Origin of the sequence: Nocardia sp. CY41, assembly GCF_009829325.1 — a bacterium.
Taxonomy (GTDB): Bacteria; Actinomycetota; Actinomycetes; order Mycobacteriales; family Mycobacteriaceae; genus Nocardia.
Genome location: NZ_VUOS01000019.1, coordinates 39,895 through 60,099, shown reverse-complemented (window position 1 = coordinate 60,099; position 20,205 = coordinate 39,895). Strand labels below are relative to the sequence as shown.

The 20,205-nt window shown below is 69.4% G+C and carries 11 protein-coding genes; 6 read left to right on the top strand and 5 right to left on the bottom strand.

The annotated features are described in order from the left end of the window. Positions 1-126: 126 nt before the first annotated feature. Positions 127-3,723: a methionine synthase gene (gene metH, locus GVY64_RS20995; RefSeq protein ID WP_159844040.1), complete on the bottom strand. Its 3,597-nt coding sequence runs from the start codon at positions 3,721-3,723 to the stop codon at positions 127-129. 168 nt (positions 3,724-3,891) lie between these two features. Between metH and GVY64_RS20990 the strand changes: the two genes are divergently transcribed. Next, a complete protein-coding gene (locus GVY64_RS20990) occupies positions 3,892-4,776 on the top strand; it encodes a PAC2 family protein (protein WP_159844038.1) in 885 nt (294 codons plus the stop codon). A gap of 114 nt (positions 4,777-4,890) precedes the next feature. Continuing rightward, entirely contained in the window at positions 4,891-7,485 is a 2,595-nt protein-coding gene (locus tag GVY64_RS20985; protein WP_159844036.1) for an AMP-binding protein, read from the top strand. Here GVY64_RS20985 and GVY64_RS20980 read toward each other — a convergent pair. Continuing rightward, complete coding sequence (locus GVY64_RS20980) at positions 7,387-7,692, bottom strand: hypothetical protein (protein WP_159844034.1); 306 nt, start codon at positions 7,690-7,692, stop codon at positions 7,387-7,389. The genes GVY64_RS20985 and GVY64_RS20980 overlap by 99 nt on opposite strands. 331 nt (positions 7,693-8,023) lie before the next feature. Here GVY64_RS20980 and GVY64_RS20975 point away from each other — a divergent pair, with 331 nt between their 5' ends. The 4 genes from GVY64_RS20975 to GVY64_RS20955 all read left to right on the top strand — a co-directional run bounded on the left by GVY64_RS20975 (position 8,024) and on the right by GVY64_RS20955 (position 16,601). Next, on the top strand, positions 8,024-9,163 hold the full coding sequence (locus GVY64_RS20975) for an XRE family transcriptional regulator (protein ID WP_159844331.1): 1,140 nt from the start codon (positions 8,024-8,026) through the stop codon (positions 9,161-9,163). A 107-nt stretch (positions 9,164-9,270) separates the two neighbouring features. Beyond that, positions 9,271-10,983 carry a TIGR02677 family protein gene (locus GVY64_RS20965; protein ID WP_442939607.1) on the top strand — a complete coding sequence of 571 codons (1,713 nt, stop codon included), beginning with the start codon at positions 9,271-9,273 and terminating at the stop codon, positions 10,981-10,983. Beyond that, positions 10,983-12,407 (top strand): TIGR02678 family protein, encoded by a 1,425-nt coding sequence (locus tag GVY64_RS20960; protein WP_159844032.1) that lies wholly within the window; start codon positions 10,983-10,985, stop codon positions 12,405-12,407. Before GVY64_RS20965 ends, GVY64_RS20960 begins: the two co-directional genes overlap by 1 nt. Before the next feature lie 3 nt (positions 12,408-12,410). Further along, positions 12,411-16,601 (top strand): TIGR02680 family protein, encoded by a 4,191-nt coding sequence (locus GVY64_RS20955; RefSeq protein WP_159844030.1) that lies wholly within the window; start codon positions 12,411-12,413, stop codon positions 16,599-16,601. Between the two features lie 59 nt (positions 16,602-16,660). On the opposite strand, the gene GVY64_RS20950 is transcribed toward GVY64_RS20955, so the two are convergent. The 3 genes from GVY64_RS20950 to GVY64_RS20940 form a co-directional block, all read right to left on the bottom strand. Beyond that, the gene (locus GVY64_RS20950; RefSeq protein ID WP_159844028.1) at positions 16,661-17,188 is read right to left on the bottom strand and encodes a M15 family metallopeptidase; all 528 of its coding nucleotides are present in this window, start codon (positions 17,186-17,188) and stop codon (positions 16,661-16,663) included. A gap of 675 nt (positions 17,189-17,863) precedes the next feature. Further along, the gene (locus tag GVY64_RS20945) at positions 17,864-18,328 is read right to left on the bottom strand and encodes a hypothetical protein (RefSeq protein ID WP_201298092.1); all 465 of its coding nucleotides are present in this window, start codon (positions 18,326-18,328) and stop codon (positions 17,864-17,866) included. Between the two features lie 137 nt (positions 18,329-18,465). After that, positions 18,466-20,142, bottom strand: a complete 1,677-nt coding sequence (locus GVY64_RS20940; RefSeq protein WP_159844026.1) for a fumarate hydratase — start codon at positions 20,140-20,142, stop codon at positions 18,466-18,468. Positions 20,143-20,205 lie beyond the last annotated feature (63 nt).

Here is a 20,205-nt window from a genome sequence, read left to right as displayed (position 1 = left end):
GATCCCCGCGCGACACGACATCCGGGCAGGTAGCAAAGGCCCTTTGCGCGAGAGCATTTCGCTATGGCTCGCAGGCCACCAGCGATCGCCGCCCCGACCGCCACGCCACGCCGCATCAGCGCACGGCTACGCGTTGAAGTACTTCGCCTCCGGATGCACCAGGACGAAGGCATCCGTCGACTGTTCCGGATGCAGCTGCAACTCTTCCGACAGCGTGACACCGATGCGGTCGGCCTCGAGAAGATCGACCAGTTTGGCGCGATCTTCCAGCTCGGGGCAGGCGCCGTAACCGAAGGAGTAGCGTGCGCCGCGATAGCCGAGCTTGAAGTAGTCCAGCACGTCCGCCGGGTCGGACTCGGCGACCGCGTGGCCGTCGAGCACGAGTTCCTCGCGGATGCGGCGGTGCCAGTACTCGGCCAGCGCCTCGGTGAGCTGGACGCCGATGCCGTGCACCTCGAGGTAGTCGCGGTAGCTGTCGCCCGCGAACAGCTCGTTGGCGAAATCGGCGATCGGCTGACCCATGGTGACCAGCTGGAACGGCAGGACGTCGACCTGACCGGCCGTTCGGGCGTACGCCCGCGAGCGGATGAAGTCGGCGATGCACAGGAACCGGTCGCGCTGCTGACGCGGGAAGGTGAACCGATACCGTTCCGGCGCGTCGGGTTCCGGCTCGGTGAGCACGATGACATCGTCGCCTTCGGACACCGCGGGGAAATAGCCGTATACGACCGCGGCGTGCTGCAGGACGCCTTCCGTGCTCAGCCGGTCCAGCCAGGCGCGCAGGCGCGGCCTGCCCTCGGTCTCCACCAGTTCCTCGTAGCTGGGCCCGTCACCACCGCGCTGCCCACGCAGACCCCACTGCCCGAGGAACAGGGCCCGCTCGTCCAGCAGACCCGAGTATTCGTGCAGCGCGAGACCTTTCACCACACGGGTGCCCCAGAACGGCGGCACCGGCACCGGCAGCTCGGCCGCGACGTCCGAGCGTTCGGGCACCACGACGGGCACCTCGGCCGCCCGGCGCTCCGCGGCGATCCGCTTGGAGCGCTCGTGCCGCGCTCGGCGCTCGGCGGCCTTCTCCCGCTCGGCGAGGGCCTCCGGGCTGTCCGGGTCGAGTTCGCCGCCGCGCTTGCGGGTCATGATGTCGTCCATCAGCCGCAGGCCCTCGAACGCGTCTCGCGCGTAATGCACGTCGCCCTCGTACACCGCGGTCAGGTCGTTCTCCACGTACGACCGGGTGAGGGCCGCGCCGCCGAGCAGCACCGGGAACTGCTCGGCCACGCCCTTGGCGTTGAGCTCCTCGAGGTTCTCCTTCATCACCACGGTCGACTTCACCAGCAGGCCGGACATGCCGATGACGTCGGCCTTCTTGTCCACCGCCGCGTCCAGGATGGTGGCGATCGGCTGCTTGATGCCGAGATTGACCACCTCGTAGCCGTTGTTCGACAGGATGATGTCCACCAGGTTCTTGCCGATGTCGTGCACGTCGCCCTTCACGGTGGCCAGCACGATGCGGCCCTTGCCGCTGTCGTCGGTGGCCTCCATGTGCGGCTCGAGGTAGGCGACGGCGGCCTTCATCACCTCGGCGGACTGCAGCACGAACGGCAGCTGCATCTGGCCGGACCCGAACAGCTCACCGACCGTCTTCATCCCCGCCAGCAGAGTCTCGTTGATGATCTGCAGCGGCGGCACCTCGGTCATGGCCGCGTCCAGGTCGGCCTCCATGCCCGCTCGCTCGCCGTCGACGATCCGCCGCTCCAACCGCTCGAACAGCGGCAGCGCGGCCAGCTCCTCCGCCCGCGACGCCTTCGACGAGGACGTGGACACGCCTTCGAACAGCTCCATCAGCTTCTGCAGCGGGTCGTAGCCCTCGGCGCGGCGGTCGTACACCAGGTCCAGCGCGGCCTCGCGCTGCTCGTCCGGGATCCGGCTGATCGGCAGGATCTTGGAGGCGTGCACGATCGCGGAATCCAGGCCGGCCTCCACGCATTCGTGCATGAAGACCGAGTTGAGCACCTGGCGGGCCGCGGGATTGAGGCCGAAGGAGATGTTGGACAGGCCCAAGGTGGTCTGCACGCGCGGATGGCGGCGCTTGAGCTCGCGGATCGCCTCGATGGTCTCCAGCCCGTCGCGGCGGGACTCCTCTTGACCGGTGCCCAGGGTGAAGGTGAGCGTGTCGATGATGATGTCGCTCTCCGACAGCCCCCAGTTGCCGGTGATGTCGGCGATCAGCCGCTCGGCGATTTCGACCTTCTTCGCCGCCGTGCGGGCCTGGCCCTCCTCGTCGATGGTCAGCGCGACCACCGCGGCGCCGTGCTCGGCGACCAGCCGCATGGTCTGCTGGAAACGCGAATCGGGGCCCGCGCCGTCCTCGTAGTTGACCGAGTTGACCGCGCACCGCCCGCCGAGGTGTTCCAGCCCGGCCTGCAGCACCGGGGCCTCGGTGGAGTCGAGCATGATCGGCAGCGTCGAGGCGGTGGCCAGCCGTCCGGCCAGCTCCGCCATGTCGCGGGTGCCGTCCCGGCCGACGTAGTCGACGCACAGGTCGAGCATGTGCGCGCCGTCGCGGGTCTGGTCCTTGGCGATGTCCAGGCACTTCTGCCAGTCCCCGGCCAGCATGGCCTCCCGGAACGCCTTGGAACCGTTGGCGTTCGTCCGCTCGCCGATCATCAGGACCGAGGCGTCCTGGTCGAACGGCACCGCGGTGTACATGCTGGACACGCTGGGCTCGTGCACCGGCACGCGCCGCTCGGCGATCGGCGGCAGGGTCGGCTCGACCTCGCGCACCGCGGCGGTGACCTGGCGGATGTGCTCGGGCGTGGTCCCGCAGCAGCCGCCCACCAGGGCCAGCCCGAACTCGGTGACGAACCCGCGCAGGGCGACGGCCAGCTCCTCGGGGGTGAGCGGGTACACCGCCCCGTCGGCGCCCAGCACCGGCAGCCCGGCGTTCGGCATCACCGAGACCGGCACCTGCGCGTGCCGCGACAGGTGGCGCAGGTGCTCGCTCATCTCGTCCGGACCGGTCGCGCAGTTCAGGCCGATCATGTCGATGCCGAGCGGCTCCAGCGCGGTGAGCGCCGCGCCGATCTCGCTGCCGACCAGCATGGTGCCGGTGGTCTCCACCGTGACGTGCGTGATGATCGGGATCCGGCGGCCCAGCTTCGCCATCGCGCGGCGGCTTCCGGTCACCGCCGCCTTCACCTGCAACAGGTCCTGGCAGGTTTCGATGAGGATGGCGTCGGCGCCGCCGTCGAGCATGCCGAGGGCGGCCTCGGTGTAGGCGTCGCGGAGCGCGGCGAACGCGGCGTGACCGAGCGTGGGCAGCTTGGTGCCGGGACCCATCGAGCCGAGGACGTACCGTGGCGTACCGTCGGCGGACGGGCCCATCTCGTCGGCGACCTCGCGGGCCAGCCGGGTACCCCGCTCGGAGAGGTCGCGGATCCGGTCGGCGATGTCGTAGTCGGCGAGGTTGGGCAGGTTGCAGCCGAAGGTGTTGGTCTCGACCGCGTCGGCGCCCGCCTCGAAATAGGCGCGGTGGATACCACGCAGGACATCGGGACGGGTGTCGTTGAGGATCTCGTTACAGCCCTCCAACCCGCGGAAATCGTCCAGGGTCAGATCAGCCGCTTGCAGCATGGTGCCCATCGCACCGTCGCCGATGACGACACGGCGGCGCAGCGTGTCGAGTAGCGTGGTGTCGAACTCGGCGGGGATGGACGCAGACATGCGCTCCAGCGTAGTGGGCGGGGTGGACGTTCCAGGCCACCGCGTCGAAGCTCGGTGTCCTGGGCCACACGCCCGGCCCGGCGCCGCCGCCGCCCGCACGCGGAAACACGCCACCCTGTCCGGCCGTCAGAGGACACGCCATATCGCCGCACACCGTAGGCTGACCGAGTGAACGCCAGTGAAACTCCCGATCCGGACCTGCCGACGTTGCGGGATCCGGTACTGGTCGCCGCCTTCGAGGGGTGGAACGACGCCGGTGACGCGGCCAGCGGCGCCGTCGAGCATCTGGAACTGATCTGGGACGCCGAGCCGTTGGCCGAACTCGACTCCGAGGACTACTACGACTATCAGGTCAACCGGCCGACGGTGCGTCAGGTGGACGGGGTGACCAGGGAAATCCAGTGGCCGTCGACGATGTTGTCGGTCTGCTCGCCGCCCGGCAGCGACCGCGACGTGGTGCTGCTGCGCGGCATCGAACCGAACATGCGCTGGCGCAGCTTCTGCGGCGACCTGCTGGAGTTCATCGAGCAACTCGGGGTGCAGACGGTGGTGATCCTCGGCGCCCTGCTCGCGGACACCCCGCACACCAGGCCGGTGCCGGTGACCGGCTCGGCCTACAGCAAGGAGGCGGCCGAGCGGTTCAACCTGGAGCAGACCCGCTACGAGGGACCGACCGGCATCACCGGCGTGCTGCAGGACCAGTGCGTGAAGGCGGGCGTCCCGGCGGTGTCGTTCTGGGCCGCGGTCCCGCACTACGTCTCCCAGCCGCCGAATCCGAAGGCGACCATCGCGCTGCTGCACCGGGTCGAGGACGTGCTCGACATCGAGGTGCCGCTGGGTGAGCTGCCCAAGCAGGCCGAGGACTGGGAGACCGCGGTCAACGAGATGACCGTGGGCGACGAGGAGATCAGCGAGTACGTGCGCTCGCTGGAGGAGCGCGGGGACGCGGCGGTCGACGTCAACGAGGCGATGGCCAAGATCGATGGCGACGCCATCGCAGCCGAATTCGAGAAGTACCTGCGCAGGCGGGGTCCGGGCAGCTTCGGTCTCTGACCGGTTGCGCGGCGGCGCGTTCGGTGCGGGCGCCCGTCCGCCGCCGGGTTCGCCGAAAGTTCGCCGGGGGGCCACCTCGGGGCCGTCCAACGGCCGCCTCCTACACTTTCGCCGGTGACCGTCCATCCGATCGTCGAGCGTCTGCGCACCTTCGACGAGCGGATCGCCGTCCATTGCCCCGACCCTGCGGGCGCGGGCGGCGGTGCCGAGTGCGAAGCCGGCCGGCAGGTGACCTACGCTCGGCTTGCGGCGCTCGTCGAGGCCTACGCGACCGAGCTGGGCCCGGCCCGCCGCCTCGTCGCGCTCGCCGCGCGCAACGATCTCGCCTCGCTCGTCGCGTATCTCGGAGCACTCAGCGCCGGGTGCGTCGTCTTGCTCGCCGAGCGGATCACTGCGGAGTTGCGGGATACCTATGACCCGGACATTGTCATCGAAGACGGCCGCGCCCGCATGATCCGGGAACGCTCGGCGCATCGTCTGCATCCGGATCTCGCGCTGCTGCTGAGCACGTCGGGGTCCACCGGGTCGCCGAAGCTGGTCCGGCTCTCCGCGGAGAATCTGCGGTCGAACGCCGCCGCCATCGCCGACTACCTGGCGATCGGGCCGGACGACTGCGCGGCCACCACCTTGCCGATGTTCTACTGCTACGGGCTGTCGGTGGTGCACAGCCACCTGGTGCGCGGAGCGAGCCTCCTGCTCACCGACCGGTCGGTACTCGACGTGGAATTCTGGCAGGCCTTCCGGGACTGCCGGGCAACGTCTTTCGCCGCGGTGCCCTACACCATCGACCTCCTGGACCGGATCGGTTTCGCCCGCAAGTCCCTGCCGCACCTGCGCTACATCACGCAAGCGGGCGGCAGGCTCGCGCCGGAGCGGGTGCGCGCATTCGCCGAGCTCGGCCGGGAACGCGGCTGGGACTTCGTGGTGATGTACGGCCAGACCGAGGCCACCGCCCGGATGGCGTATCTGCCTCCGCATCTGGCGAGCGCGCATCCCGACTGCATCGGGATCCCCATTCCCGGGGGCGAATTCACCCTCGAGCCGGTCGAGGATGCCGGCGACGAAGAGGACGAACCGCGCGAACTGGTCTATCACGGGCCCAACGTGATGATGGGCTACGCGAAGTCGACCGGGGATCTCGCCCTCGGCCGCACGCTCGAGGCCCTGCGCACCGGTGACCTCGCCCGGCGCACGCCGGAGGGCTTGTATCGGGTGGTCGGCAGGCGCAGCCGGTTCGCCAAGATCTTCGGATTGCGCATCGACCTGGAACGGCTCGAATCCGGGCTGGCGGAGGCCGGATTCACGGCTTGTTGTGCCGACGACGACGCGCACCTGATCATCGCGGTGGAGAATCCCCGGTCGGATCCGACCGAGCACGCCGCGCACCTGTCCGGTCTGCCCGCCGCCGCGGTTCGAGTCCACCCGGTCGAGCGAATGCCCCGGCTACCCAACGGCAAACCCGACTACCCCGCTATCCGCTGCTTGGCCGGGCCCGCGGCGCAAGGACGTGACATCCGCGCCCTCTACGCCACCACCCTCGGCATCGACCCCGCGCGGATCCACGCGGACAGCACCTTCGTCGATCTCGGCGGCAATTCGCTCACCTACGTGACCACCGCGGCGCGACTGGAGCGGGCACTCGGCGGCCTCCCCGCCGACTGGCCGAACACGCCCGTCGCGGATCTGGAGCGGGCACCCGAGAGCCGCAGACGCTTCGGACGGACGCTCGACACCGCGACACTGCTGCGCGCCGTCGGCATCGTGCTCATCGTGAGCGCGCACGCCGGAGTGTTCGTGCGGTGGGGGGCGGCACACGTGCTGCTCGGGGTGGCCGGATTCAACTTCGCGCGGTTCGCCGTGACCGCGGCGCCACCCGCCCAGCGATGGCGGCACACATTGCGCGCCGTGGGATTCATCGCGGTGCCGACGGCGCTCTGGGTGGCGATGACGCTGCCGTTCAGCGACTACTACGGTTGGCAGAATGTCCTGTTACTGAACAAGATCCTCGGCCCGCACGACAGCGCCACCGCTGGGCACCTGTGGTTTCTCGAGGTGCTCGTGTACTTCATGCTGGTCGCGGCGCTGCTGCTCCGGATCCCCGCGGTGGACCGGTGGCAACGCGCCGAGCCGTTCCGGTTCGCGATGGCGCTGGTCGCGCTGAGCCTCGTTTTCCGATACCAGGCGTTCGGTCTGTATTCGGCGAAGGACATCCCGTTCTCTCCGCTGGCGGTCTGGCTCTTCGCGCTCGGCTGGGCGGCGGCGAAGGCGACGTCGGTGTGGCAGCGGATGACGGTGAGTGCCGTCGTACTGATCGCGGTGCCTGGTTATTTCGGCGTTCCCGAGCGGGAACGACTGATCATGGCGGGTTTGCTCGCACTGGTGTGGTTGTCCGCGGTCCGGGTCCCCGCTGTCGTCGCCGTCTGCGCGGCGGTGCTGGCCGACGGCTCGCTGTTCGTCTATCTGCTGCACTGGCAGGTGTACCCGCTGTTCGAACAGCACCGGCTCGCGGGGCTGCTCGCTTCCCTGGCAGCGGGTGTGATCGCGACCGGTGCGGCGACCTGGCTGCGACGGTGGGGATCGGTGCGGTACCGGGCATTTCGGTCGCGGCGATCAGCTCTCCACGGTCCACACCCGCGCCGCCGCGTCCTGAGCCAGTTTGGCGATCAGGATGTCGCGCGGAATCGTCTGACCGGCAAAGTGATCGAGTGAGGGAACCACCACATGATGCGCGTCGGCACGCTTGAGTTCCGCCGTGAGCTCGGCGAAAGCCGTCCCGTCACCGCCGGTCGATTCATGGAACGTTGCGGCGAAGCACAGCCCTTCCTCGCGGGCGAGGCTGCTCATCGCGGCCTCGAGCTCTTTGCTATGGCCATCGGCCAGATCGTCACGCAAGTATCCATAGATCAACGCTTCCACCCGAACCTCCGTTGGATTGGGATCGCTGTTCTCTTATGTGGATCCACCCGTTCTACGGGGTATTTGCGCTTCGTGCAAGAGCAGATGTACTTGCAACTGCTCTTACAGGAGGGGTTGGCAAACATCTGGCGCCATATCCAGGATGCACAACGCGGCGGGCCGAATGTAGCTGGCAACACACGGACATCTGCCTGCCCTCTTAGGGCCACCAAACGTTAACTGGTGCGATACTACAGTCGTGGCCGCTACCGACGATCGACCCGTCTGGGCTGTCCGAATGCGTTCCGAGCGTGACGCGAGGGGGTGGTCGCAAGCCGACGCTGTTCGCGTGATGCGTGGAAAGTCTTCGCACAACCTGCCGACCGACAGTACGCTCCTACGCAACTGGCGCCGTTGGGAATCGGGCGAATCACGCCCCGACGATTTCTACGCGCCCATCATCGCCGCGACCTTCGACACGGTGGCCGCGGCGTTCTTCCCGAAGGCGAGACCCAACCGGGACGACGAATTGCTCTCGGCGACGGGCATGGACACGCTCGAGTTCCTCGGGCGACTGCGCATGTCCGACGTGTCCTCGGTGACGCTGGAGGCCATCCGCATCACCGCCGAGCGCCTGTGCTGCGAATACTCCTACGCCGACCCGCACGACCTGCACGCCGAAGGCACGGCCTGGCTGCGCAGGATCACATCGTTGCTGGATGGTCGCCTGACTCTCGCGCAGCACCGCGAAATCCTCATTCTCGCTGGATGGGTCGCTTTGCTGGTTGGTTGCGTGGATTACGATCTCGGCCGGCGCACCGCCGCGGAGGCGACCCGCCGCGCCGCGCAATCGCTGGCGCGGGAGGCGGAGCATCTCGAGATCGCCGCGTGGGCAGCGGAAATGACCGCGTGGTTCGCGCTGACCCAGGGCAACTACCGCGGCGTCATCGAGACCGTGCAGCCGACGCTGGAAGTAAGCCAGCACCTGCGCGTCGGCGTTCAGCTCGCCGCCCAGCGCGCCAAAGCCTGGGCCAGGCTGGGCAACCCACGGGAGGTGGATGCCGCCCTCGACGACGGCAGAGCTATCTTGGAGCGACTCGAACATCCGGCGAATCTGGACAACCATTTCGTCATCGACGCGAACAAGTTCGACTTCTACGCGATGGACTGCTGCCGGGTGGCGGGCGAGGATCGGCTCGCCGAAACATACGCGCGCGAGGTGATCCGCAACGCCACCCGCCCCGACGGCACGGTACGCAACCCGATGCGCGTCTCCGAGGCGCACCTGACGCTGGCCGTGGTCGCGGTGCGCGACCGTGACCTGGAACTGGCGGTGGCCGAGGGTAAGCGCGCGTTCGCGGGCAGCAGACGGTCGCTGCCTTCGCTGATGTGGATCGCGGGCGAAGTCGCGCGCGAGATCATCGAGCGATTCCCCGGCGACCCACGCACCCGCGCGTATCTGGACCAGATGCGTTCGTTGTCCGTCGAGTGAGCCACACCGCTGGGCAGCCGCGGCGAATGGTGACGAACCGGACCCGGCCACGCCGAACAGCGGAACGTCGTGCAGGTGGCGATCGGCCCGCTACTACCCTGTTCCCGGTGACCGACTCCGATGACGGCTGTGCCGACACCCCCTGGGACGACCGGCTGCGGCTGTTCTCTTTCGCCACCGCCGAGCGGCGCGCGGACTACCTCCGGGTGCTGCGCGCGTTCGACAGTGCGCGAGCGGCGTACGTGGTGCTGCTGCACGCCGACGACGTCGCGGAGTGGATCGAACGCCACGGGAGCGTGCTGCGCGCACCGGACTCGACCATTCCGGACCGACCGGTCGCAATGGCCCGGGATGCGGAGCGCACCACGGAATCACGCACGCTTCCTACCGGTTCGCGCGAGGGCGAGCGACGAAAGCAGAAAACCGGTGCGCCGGAACTGCCCCGGGATGGAACCGACCCGGCCGCTGCCGCACGCCTGACCGCGGCCGAGATCGGTCCGCTGCTCGACCAACTGCACCACTGGGGCGTGCTGGAACGCAGTTACGACGGAACCCGCGCCGCGACACTGGCCGAATACCGCAACCGGCACTACGTGTACCAGTTCTCCCGGGCAGGATTCCAGGCATACCGGGCGGTCGCCGGTGTGCTCAGCGCGCGCCTCGACGACGCCTCGCTGTCGCGCCTCGTGCTGCCGGAGTTGCTGGCCGATCTGCACACCCTGGCCGAGGCCAATCGGGCGGGCGACGCCGAACGCGTCTACCGCACACTGCGCCGTCTCGACACCGCCCTGTCCGACCTGGCCGCCCGCGCCGCGCACTTCTATCTGGGGCTCGGCGACCTGGTGCGCACCACCGAGATCACCCCGGAATCGTTTCTCGCGCACAAGGACGCGCTGCTGGCGCACATGCGGGAATTCAGCCTGGACCTGGCTCGATTCACTCCACGGCTGGCGGCGGCGATCGCCGAGATCGAGGAAACCGGAGCCGACGACCTGATCGTCCGGGCGGCGCGCTGCGACGAACGGGTGCTGCTGAGCATCGAGGAACGCCGCGCCGATTGGCAGGCCAGATGGGACGGACTGCGGACCTGGTTCGTGGCGTCCGCCGGTGGGGCGGACGGCCCGACGGAGGCGGAGCGACTGCGCGAGGCCACCATGAGCGCCATCGCCGCGGTGCTCTCGCTGCTGCGACGGGTCACCGAGACACGACGCGGCGGGGTCAGCCGGGAATCGGCGCTGCGCCACCTGGCCGGTTGGTTCACCGCGGCGCCGACCGTGGACAGCGCCCACGCCCTGTTCGACGCCGTGTTCGGGCTGGGCAAACCACGGCACCTGGCGATGGAGCACCCGGACGCCGACGTGATTCCGGCGATCCGGTCGTGGTGGGACGCACCGCCGTTGGAGATCTCCCGCACGCTGGCCGAGACCGGGCGCCCGCCTTCGGCCGGTGCGCCCGCCCGCATCCACCGCAACGACGCAGGTATCCGGCGCCTGCGCGAAGCCCAGTTGGAGGCGCAGCGGGCCCGCGCCGAGGCCGCCAGGTCGCTGGCCGCCGGGGACGTGCACGAACGGGTCCTGGACGACCGGGAGACGGAAGTGCTGCTGCGGTTGCTGGACGCCGCGTCCACCGCGTGGGTTCCGGTGCGCGGGCGGGTGGCGGGCACCACCGGCTCCGACAGCGGCGTCACCCTCACGGTGTCCGAACACGACGGCCCGACGGTGGTGCGCACCGCCCGAGGGCTGCTGCGATTGAACAACCGGACACTGAAGATCGAGCAGTCGACCGGAGCACGGTCGCACCCGCGCGGGGAGCGCCGCTGATGCACGGACGCACCATCGATGCGCTCGCGCTCGACAACTATCAACGCGCCGCGCGGGTCGTCCTGGCCAACCACCTGGTGACCCGCAGCTACCCGGACCGGATCGCACTGTCGCTGATCCGGCGCTGGGCCACCGAGTTGCGCGAGGACCTCGCCGAATTGTTCGGCTACCGGCTCGAAGTCACCGAGACCACCGCGCGGGTCTTCCCGGTGCTGGACCACCTGGACGCGGGCAGGCCCGCGCGCACCGCCGCCGAGCGCGTCTTCGACCGCCGCCGCTATGCCTATCTCGCCCTCGCGCTCGCCGCGCTGGGACGCGCGGGAGACCAGATCACCCTCTCCGAGCTGGCCGAACAGGTCGCCGCCTACGCGAGCCGGGTGGACGGGCTCGAGCTCGCCACCGACCGGGCCGCCGACCGCGACGCCTTCGTCGACGCGGTGGGCTGGCTGACCGTACGCGGCGTGCTCACCTTGGCCGACGGCGACGCGGGCGGCTGGGCCAGTGATCCGGAAGCCGGTGAGGCGCTCTACGACATCGACCGGCCGGTGGTCTTCGCGCTGTTCCGGCCGCCACGGGCACTGCAGCATCTGCACAGCGTGCGGGGTCTGCTGACCGAAGACTCCACGGTTCCCGGCCTTTCGGCGCACGCGACCGGCCCCGCCGGGATCGCGCGCCGGGTGCGCAGGGCGCTGGTCGAACAACCGGTGGTCTACGCCGAGGATCTCGCGCCCGAGGAGCGGCCTGTCCTCGCCCAGGAGCGGGTGGTGGCCGAGGTGGAGCTGTTCACCGGATTGCGCGCCGAACGCCGGGCGGAGGGCGTCGCGCTGATCGACACCTCGGGGCGGCTGTCGGACGTCCGCTTCCCCGGGACCGGCACGCTCGCGCAGGTCGCCTTGCTGCTGGCCGGCGAGATCGCCGACCGGGTGCTGGATATCGACCACCCGCTGCCGCGGCGCACCGGCACGGCGGACCTCGGCGAGGCACTGGCCGACCAGCTCGACGAAGCCATCCCCGAATCCACCGTGTTCACCCCGCTCGCCGAATCCGGCGCATCGGATTCACTTGCCTGCGACTTCGATCCGCCGGAGGACCCGCGGGCCCAGGAGGATCTGCCGGCTTCGCCCGGCTATCCGCTGATCGACCGGACCTGGCTGCGCGAGACGGTCCAGGCGCTGGCCGACCGTTACGGTACGACATTCGCCGCGCAGTGGCAGGCCGACGTCGCGCGCCTCACCACCGAGGTGGTGGCATTGCTGGAGCGGCTGCGACTGGTCCGCGTGGTGGACGACGGGCTGCTCGTGCTGCCCGCCCTGGCCCGCTACCGTGGCGCGGTCGTCACGGTACGCAGCAAGCGGGCCGCGGAACTGTTCGTCACGGCGGCCGACACCTACGGGCCCGACGGCACCGGTACGGAAGGGAACTGACGGATGTCGCTCATTCACGGCGGAGTGCGGTTCACCCCGACCCGCGCCGGAATCGTCAACCTGTGGGACTACCGCGACCAGGAGTTCTGTTTCGGCGACGGCAGATTGGTCCTGCGCGGACCGAACGGGTCGGGCAAGACGAAGGCGCTGGAAGTGCTGTTCCCCTTCGTCTTGGACGGACGGATCGAGCCGCGCAGGCTCAACCCGTTCGCCGGCGAGGAACGCACGATGAAGTCGAACCTGCTCTACCGCAAGCAGGACTCGGCCTACTCCTATGTCTGGATGGAGTTCGCGCGCGGCCGCTGGGAGGACCCCGAGACGGTCACCGTCGGCATCGGTATGCGCGCCACTCGGTCCTCGGACAAGGTGACCCGCTGGTATTTCGTCGCCGACGGCCGGGTCGGTGTGGACTTCTCCTTGATCGGACCGGACGACCGTCCGTTCACCCGCAAACAGCTAGCCGAGCAGATCGGCACCGATTCGATCGTCGACCGGCCGGTGGACTACCGCAACGCCATCGACGCGCGCATGTTCGGTCTCGGGTCGCAGCGGTACGACCAGCTGATCAATCTGATTCTCACGCTTCGCCGTCCGCAGTTGGCCAAGAACCTGGACCCGCGCGGCCTGTCGCAGGCGCTCACCGACGGCTTGCGCCCGCTCGACGAGCAGCTGATCCTGGACGCCGCCCGCTCGTTCAGCGACATGGAGGAGGTCGGCCGCACCCTGGAGGGTCTGGTGCACGCCGACACGGCGACGCGGGCGTTCGTCGAGGTGTATCGCAAATATCTCGCGGTGCAGGCGAAGACGGACATCGACCAGGTGCGCGCGCGGCTCGACGCGGTGACCCACGCGAGTACCGCGCTGTTCGCCGCTACCGCCCTGCGCGAGCGCAGGGAGACCGAGCGCACCGCCGCCGAGGCCAGGGCCGAGGAAGCCGACCGTGCCTACGAGCAAGCCCTCGCCGACCGGGAGAACCTCCAGCGTTCCAGCGCCTACGAGGGCAAACAGCAGCTCGACGACCTGGCCGACGCGGTGCGGCGCCTGGAGACCTCGGCGGGCGTGCACGCCGACAAGGCGCTCAAGTCCCGCCAGACCCTGGACCAGCGGGCCCAGGAGGCCGAGCGCGCGCGCACCGCGGTGCGCACCGCCGCCGCCGCGCTCGCTCGCGGTGAGGACGACCTGCGCGCCGCGGCCGAGGAGGCGGGAATCGCCTGGACGCCGCTTCCGGAAGCGACACGGGCCGAGCAGCTCACCACCGCCGTGCGCGGGCACGCCGAGGAACGCGACGCCGACGTGCGCGCGGTCCGCAAAGCGGTCGCCGCGGTGGAGACCGCTGCCGCCGAACGCACCAGGGCCGAGCGGCTGGCCGAGCGCGCGCGGGAACTGCGCGACGCGGCCGCCGCGGAAGTCGCGCACGCCGAAGCGGCGGTCGCCTTGACCCGCTCCGAGGTCACGGCCGCGTTGCGGACCTGGTGGGACGAGCACCGGGAGATCTACTCCCCCGTACGCGCCGGATTGTTCGAGGCGTTGAGTTCGGCACTGGACGAGACGGATTCGGATGCCGCATCGGTCGTCGAAGTCCTGGCCGAGCGTGCCGAACCCCTGCTCGACGAGGTCCGTACCCGCCGTCAGGAGGCACGCGCCCGCGTCACCACGGCCGCGGCGCGCCACGATGAGCTGACTACCGAACTGGAACGCGTCACCGCCCGCCGGGACGACGCGCCACCGGGATTCGCGGGCCGCTCCGGCCGGACCGGCGACCGGCCCGGCGCCGCCCTGTGGCGGCTGGTGCGTTTCGCGGACGACGTGCCGCCCGAGGCCGCGGCGGGCATCGAGGCCGCGCTGCACGCCGCGAACCTGCTGGATGCCTGGGTCTGCCCGAACGGCGAGTTGCCGAGCGACTACGACTCCGATCAGTTCCTGGTGCCGCTGCCCGCATCGGACCGCCCGACCGGTCGCACGCTCGCCGACGTGCTCGTCGTAGAAGACGATTCGGACACTCTGACGGTGCCGCGGCAGGTCGTCGCCGACGTGCTCGCCTCCGTCGCCCTGCGCGAGGGCGCGGGTGAGCCCGGCGGTGTGGTGACGATCGGAGCGAACGGCGCGTTCCGGCAAGGCGTGCAGATCGGCAGGCACCGCAAGACCGACGCCGAGTTCATCGGCGCCACCGCGCGTGCCAGGCGCCGCGAGATCCGCTCGGCCGAGCTGATCGCCGCCGCGGCCGCCGCGGACGAGGACCGGCGCGCCGCCGAACAGCAGGCAGCCGCCGCCACCGCCGAACTCGCGCGAATCTCAGCCGCCGCCAAAAAGCTTCCGCGCCCGACCGCGGTGAGCACCGCCTTGCGTGCGGTGTCGGAGGCCGCGGGCGTACTGCGCTCGCGCGCGGAGGCGGCCGCCCACGCCGAGCGCGACCTCGACCGAGCGGTCGCGGAACTGTCCGCCGCGGAGAAGAAGCTGCGGGCGGCCGCCGCCGCCCATCGCACACCGCGCACGGCCCGCGAACTCGACGCCCTCGCCGCCGCCATCCGGCACTTCGAGAACACCGGAACGGGACTGCTGCGGCTGCGCGGCGACCACGAACGCGAACGGGAACGCGCACGCGAGGCCGAGGACCGTTCGACCGAGGCCGCCGACCTGGCCGAGGCGTTCGCGGAAGAAGCCGAGGCCGCGCGCACCGGCTATCAGGAACAACTGCGCAAGCTGGAGACCTTGCGGGAGGCCCTCGGCGCGGGCGCGGCCGACGTCGACCGCGAATTGGAACGGGCCCGGCAGCGGATCGAGGCGACCAAGGCCGAGCAGAAAGCCGCGCGCAAGGCCGCCAACCAGGCCATCGAGGCGGTCGGTGACGCCGAAGCCGCCTACCGCACCGCGCACGAGTCCCTCGCCACCGCCCTCACCGAAGTGCTGGCGGAGGTGAAAACGCTTGCGCCGTATGCTCGGCCGGATCTGCTCACGCTGCTCGGCGCGCCCGCCGACGGACGCTGGCCCAGCAGCGAGGCCGCGTGGTCGACGCCCGAGCAATTGCTGTACCGGATATCGACGGCCGGGCCGCAGGCGCAGGCGCGGGTGCTGCCCGACGAAGTCGCCGCGCTGTTCGACAGTCTCGCCGCGGCCACCTCGTCGGTGCGCGCAGGCGAGGCGACCCGCAAGTCCACGCGCTCGGCGGTGACCGCGGCGTTGCAGGAATTCGATGCCGCGCTCGCCGCTTCGGGCCGCGATTACCGGTTGCAATGGGACGCCGCCGACGGTCTCACCGTCGTCCAGGTGCACGACGAGCACGGCGTTTCCGCGCTGGCCGACTTCGCCGGCCGCATCGACGCCGCCCGCCGTGACCAGGAATTGCTGCTCACCGACGCCGAGCGGCGCATCCTGGAAGACGCGCTGTTGACCGGTCTGGCCCAGCAGATCCACGAACGCACCAGCGACGCCCGCGATCTCATCGGCCGGATGGGCGCGGAGATGAAGCAGCGCCGGATGTCCTCGGGCAACACCATCGGCGTGCACTGGGTGCTGGCCGACAGCTTGTCCGACGCGGCGCGGGCGATGTGCAAGCTGCTCGACCGGGATGCCTCGGCACTGACGGCGGAGGACCTGGCGGCGATCCGGGCGCATTTCGCGTCCGAGATCCGCGCGGCGCGGGCCGCGCACCCGGAACGCTCCTACCCCGAGATCCTGGCCGCGACGCTGGACTACCGCACCTGGCGGGTGTTCTCGTTCACCTTGATCTCCGCCGACGGCAGCGAGGACAAGCTCACCGTGGCCAGGCACAGCGCGTTGTCGGGCGGAGAGCAGTCGGTCTCGCTGCACCTGCCGCTGTTCGCCGCGGCCCACGTCATGCTCGATTCGGCCGACCCGCAGGCCCCGCGCCTGCTCGCGCTGGACGAGGCGTTCGCGGGCGTCGACGACAACGGCCGCAGCGAATTGCTCGGTTTGAGCGTGCAATTCGACCTGGACCTGTTCATGACCGGCTACGACCTGTGGATCACCTATCCGCATGTCCCGGCGTGCGCGCACTACGACCTGGCACACTCGGCGGCCGAGAACACCGTCAGCGCGACACTGCTGGTGTGGGACAGCGGCGACCTGCTCGCCGAACACGACGGAACGGATCTCACCGCCGCGCTCGGTTCCCCCGATCGCCGCCGGGTCCCCAGCACGATCGAGGGCGGCCTGGAACTCGCGCCGATGACCTAGCCGACCGGCTCATCCCGGAGCATCGCGTCGAGCAAGGTGTCCAGCGGATCGGCGGTGGATCAGCGCACGCTCGCGTCCGGGGTCATCGGCGGGCAGTCCGTGCCCGGCACGGTGGCCAGCTCGAAATGCCACCATTCGTTCTCGAACATCCGGCACAGGCCCCATCGGTAGCCGTTCGCCTCGAGCCACCGTGCGCCCTGCTGCGGACCGACGTCGATCGCGTCGCCGGAGACGTGGGTGGACTCCTCCGGCGGCAGCACCCAGCGGCGCGCGTCCTCCGGGCCGTAGGTCGCCACGCCGTCCTCCCACAGCGCCTGCTGCTCGGCGGGGGTCCGATATCCGGAGGTGATGGACAAGGGCATTCCCTGAGCGTGCGCCTCCCGCTCCGCCAGGGTGTAGGCCAACGCCAGCTTGGGATCGAGCCCCTCGGTTCCTGTCGCCGAGCCCACCGACTCCCGCTGCTCGATGGCGACGGCGGTGTCGGCCCGCGCCTGCCCCGCCAGCGCACCTGTCGCGACCAACGCCGGAAGCACCGCCACCGATAGCACTACCGCCACCCGACTCCGCGCAGAATTCCCAAGCACCATGCGCCGATGCTATCGCCTGCGGTCACCTATGCCGGATATGCCCCGATCGGAGGCGCGGGAAGATACTCACTACGACGCGCCTGCTTCCACTCCCCGCTCAGAGCCCGCTATCGCACGCCCCCGCGGCCGGACGCGGACCCGACCCTGCCACCCTCCCTCCACACCCAGCACTCGGTCATGTGGACAACATCCAGCGAATTCCACAGGACACTCCACAACTTGGGATAATGCACATCTGATATGTCCGTTATCGGCCCAATTGACCTGAAGTAGCTAACTTTTCGTCGCGCATGGAAAACCGGCTGTCCACAATCTATTCCAGTGTTGTGGATCACAATCCGACCGCTATGGCTACTACCTCCGAAATGTCGGAATCCAAGGGGGTTTTGAACCATATGCGCCGTATCATGGCCGAGATCGCCCGGAACATCGAGGATTTCGGAGAGCGATGTGTCCCTTTCGGCCTGTATGTCGCGCCTACCCCGCCATGAAGCAACTGCCTCCGTTTCACACAGCGGCTGTCGGTCCGAGCCATGGATGGTTCTGGGCCGCAAACGCGCTGCGGGCGACTGTCGGCTCGCGCCGTCAGCCGCCCGCGTCGGGTGGATTGCCAGGAATTTCACATTGTCTTCCCCAGTGATGTGGAGATCGGCCGCCTCGGACGAACCGGCCGGATCACGCACACGGCGGACCGTCCAGCGCGCTCGGTGACGACGCGGGCGCGGCCACCCGGACACCGCGACGGTGAACCGACTCCGCCGCTTGCTTATTGCGCGCAATCCGCTCCAGGATCTCGCCGTCGTGCGCCCGTGCGTAGGCGAGGGCCAGTCTGATCTTGCTCGTGTTCAGGTCCGACTTGGCGCTGAGCACGGCGATCCGGCGTTCCACGGGTCCGTCCAGTTCCCGCAGGCGCGCAACGACTTCCCAGACCTCCGGTCCGGCAGAAAGCGCGGCGCGGCGGTCGTGCAGCGGACCGCGGAAGACGATCCCGGGGTGCTCGAGCTGATCGACGCCTTCCCGGATGAGCCGATCGAGCAGGGCGGTACTGCTGGTGCCCTCCCGGGCAGCGCGATCGGCCAACCGAGAGGCAGCCGACTCGGTGATACACAATGCCGTCGGTACTGGCCCGGATGTGCTCATAGCTCTCCTCGACCCGCATCGGTGCCGGAATCAACGATGTACTTCGCTAAGCCTGCCCGCTGCGACGACGCCGAGAACCCGGTGATCGGCAGGACATCGGTGTGTCCGCGTCCTGCCGCATGCCGGTCGAGGGCGAGTCAGACGCGCTCTTTGGAGCGGGTGCGCACGCGCAGCGCGATCGGCTTCTGCGTCTCGGCGAAGAAGTCGTTGCCCTTGTCGTCGACGACGATGAATGCCGGGAAGTCCTCGACCTCGATCTTCCAGACGGCTTCCATGCCCAGTTCGGGGTACTCGAGCACCTCGACGGACTTGATGCAGTCCAGTGCCAGCCGGGCGGCCGGTCCGCCGATCGAACCGAGGTAGAAGCCGCCGTGCTCCTTGCACGCCTTGGTGACCTGCGCGGACCGATTGCCCTTGGCGAGCATGACGAACGAGCCGCCCGCGGCTTGGAACTGGTCGACATAGGAATCCATCCGGCCCGCGGTGGTCGGGCCGAAGGAACCGGACGCGTACCCCTCCGGCGTCTTGGCCGGGCCCGCGTAGTAGACGGCCATGTCGCGCAGGTAGTCCGGCATCGGCTCGCCCGCGTCCAGCCGCTCCTTGATCTTGGCGTGCGCGATGTCCCGTGCGACGACCAGTGGACCGCTCAGCGAAAGCCTGGTCTTCACCGGATATTTGGACAATTCGGCGCGGATCTCGTCCATCGGGCGGTTGAGGTCGATGCGCACGACGTCGCCGCCCAGAATGGCGTCGGTCTGCTCGGGCAGGTACTGCGCGGGCTCGCGCTCGAGCTGTTCCAGGAACACGCCCTCGGCGGTGATCTTGGCCAGGGCCTGCCGGTCTGCCGAGCAGGACACGGCGATGGCGACCGGGCAACTGGCGCCGTGCCGGGGCAGGCGCACCACGCGCACGTCGTGGCAGAAGTACTTGCCGCCGAACTGCGCACCGATGCCGAAGGACTGGGTCAGCTCGAAGACCTTTTCCTCCAGCTCCAGATCACGGAAGGCGTGTGCGGACAGCGATCCCTCGGTGGGCAGATTGTCCAGGTAATGCGCGGACGCGTATTTCGCCGTCTTCAGGGCGAACTCGGCGCTGGTGCCGCCGATGACGACCGCCAGGTGGTAGGGCGGGCAGGCCGCGGTACCGAGCGAGCGGATCTTCTCGTCCAGGAATTCCAGCATGCGCGTGGGGTTCAGGATGGCCTTGGTCTCCTGGTACAGGAAAGACTTGTTCGCCGAGCCGCCGCCCTTGGCCATGAACAGGAACTTGTAGGCGGGGTTCGCCGGATCGCCCGCGGTGGAGTACAGCTCGACCTGCGCGGGCAGGTTGGAGCCGGTGTTCTTCTCCTCCCACATAGTGATCGGCGCCAGCTGCGAGTACCGCAGATTCAGCTTGGTGTAGGCGTCGAACACACCGCGGCTGATCCATTCCGCGTCGTCGACGCCGGTGAGCACACCCTCGGACTTCTTGCCCATCACGATCGCCGTACCCGTGTCCTGGCACATCGGCAGGACGCCGCCGGCGGAGATGTTGACGTTCTTGAGCAGATCGAGCGCGACGAAGCGATCGTTTCCGCTGGACTCCGGGTCGTCGATGATCTTGCGCAACTGCCCCAGATGCGCCGGGCGCAGGAAGTGACTGATGTCGTGCATCGCCGTTTCGGTGAGCAGCCGCAACGCTTCCGGCTCCACCTGCAGGAAAGTGCGCCCGTTGTGCTCGAACGTGCTGACGCCTTCGGTCGTGAGCAGCCGATAGGGGGTGTCGTCCGCGCCGATCGGCAGCAGGTCTGAATAGCGGAAGTCCGGCGCGGTCACCAGTCGCACTCCTTTGGGTGGGCCCGAGCGCCGCGAACGGCCGGGCTGGTCACGAGCACAGCG

Excerpts from the sequence above, each read along its gene's own strand:
- metH (WP_159844040.1), bottom strand. The coding sequence starts at position 3,723 with ATGTCTGCGTCCATCCCCGCCGAGTTCGACACCACGCTACTCGACACG.
- GVY64_RS20975 (WP_159844331.1), top strand. The coding sequence starts at position 8,024 with ATGCGTGGAAAGTCTTCGCACAACCTGCCGACCGACAGTACGCTCCTA.
- GVY64_RS20960 (WP_159844032.1), top strand. The coding sequence starts at position 10,983 with ATGCACGGACGCACCATCGATGCGCTCGCGCTCGACAACTATCAACGC.
- GVY64_RS20955 (WP_159844030.1), top strand. The coding sequence starts at position 12,411 with ATGTCGCTCATTCACGGCGGAGTGCGGTTCACCCCGACCCGCGCCGGA.
- GVY64_RS20950 (WP_159844028.1), bottom strand. The coding sequence starts at position 17,188 with ATGGTGCTTGGGAATTCTGCGCGGAGTCGGGTGGCGGTAGTGCTATCG.
- GVY64_RS20945 (WP_201298092.1), bottom strand. The coding sequence starts at position 18,328 with ATGAGCACATCCGGGCCAGTACCGACGGCATTGTGTATCACCGAGTCG.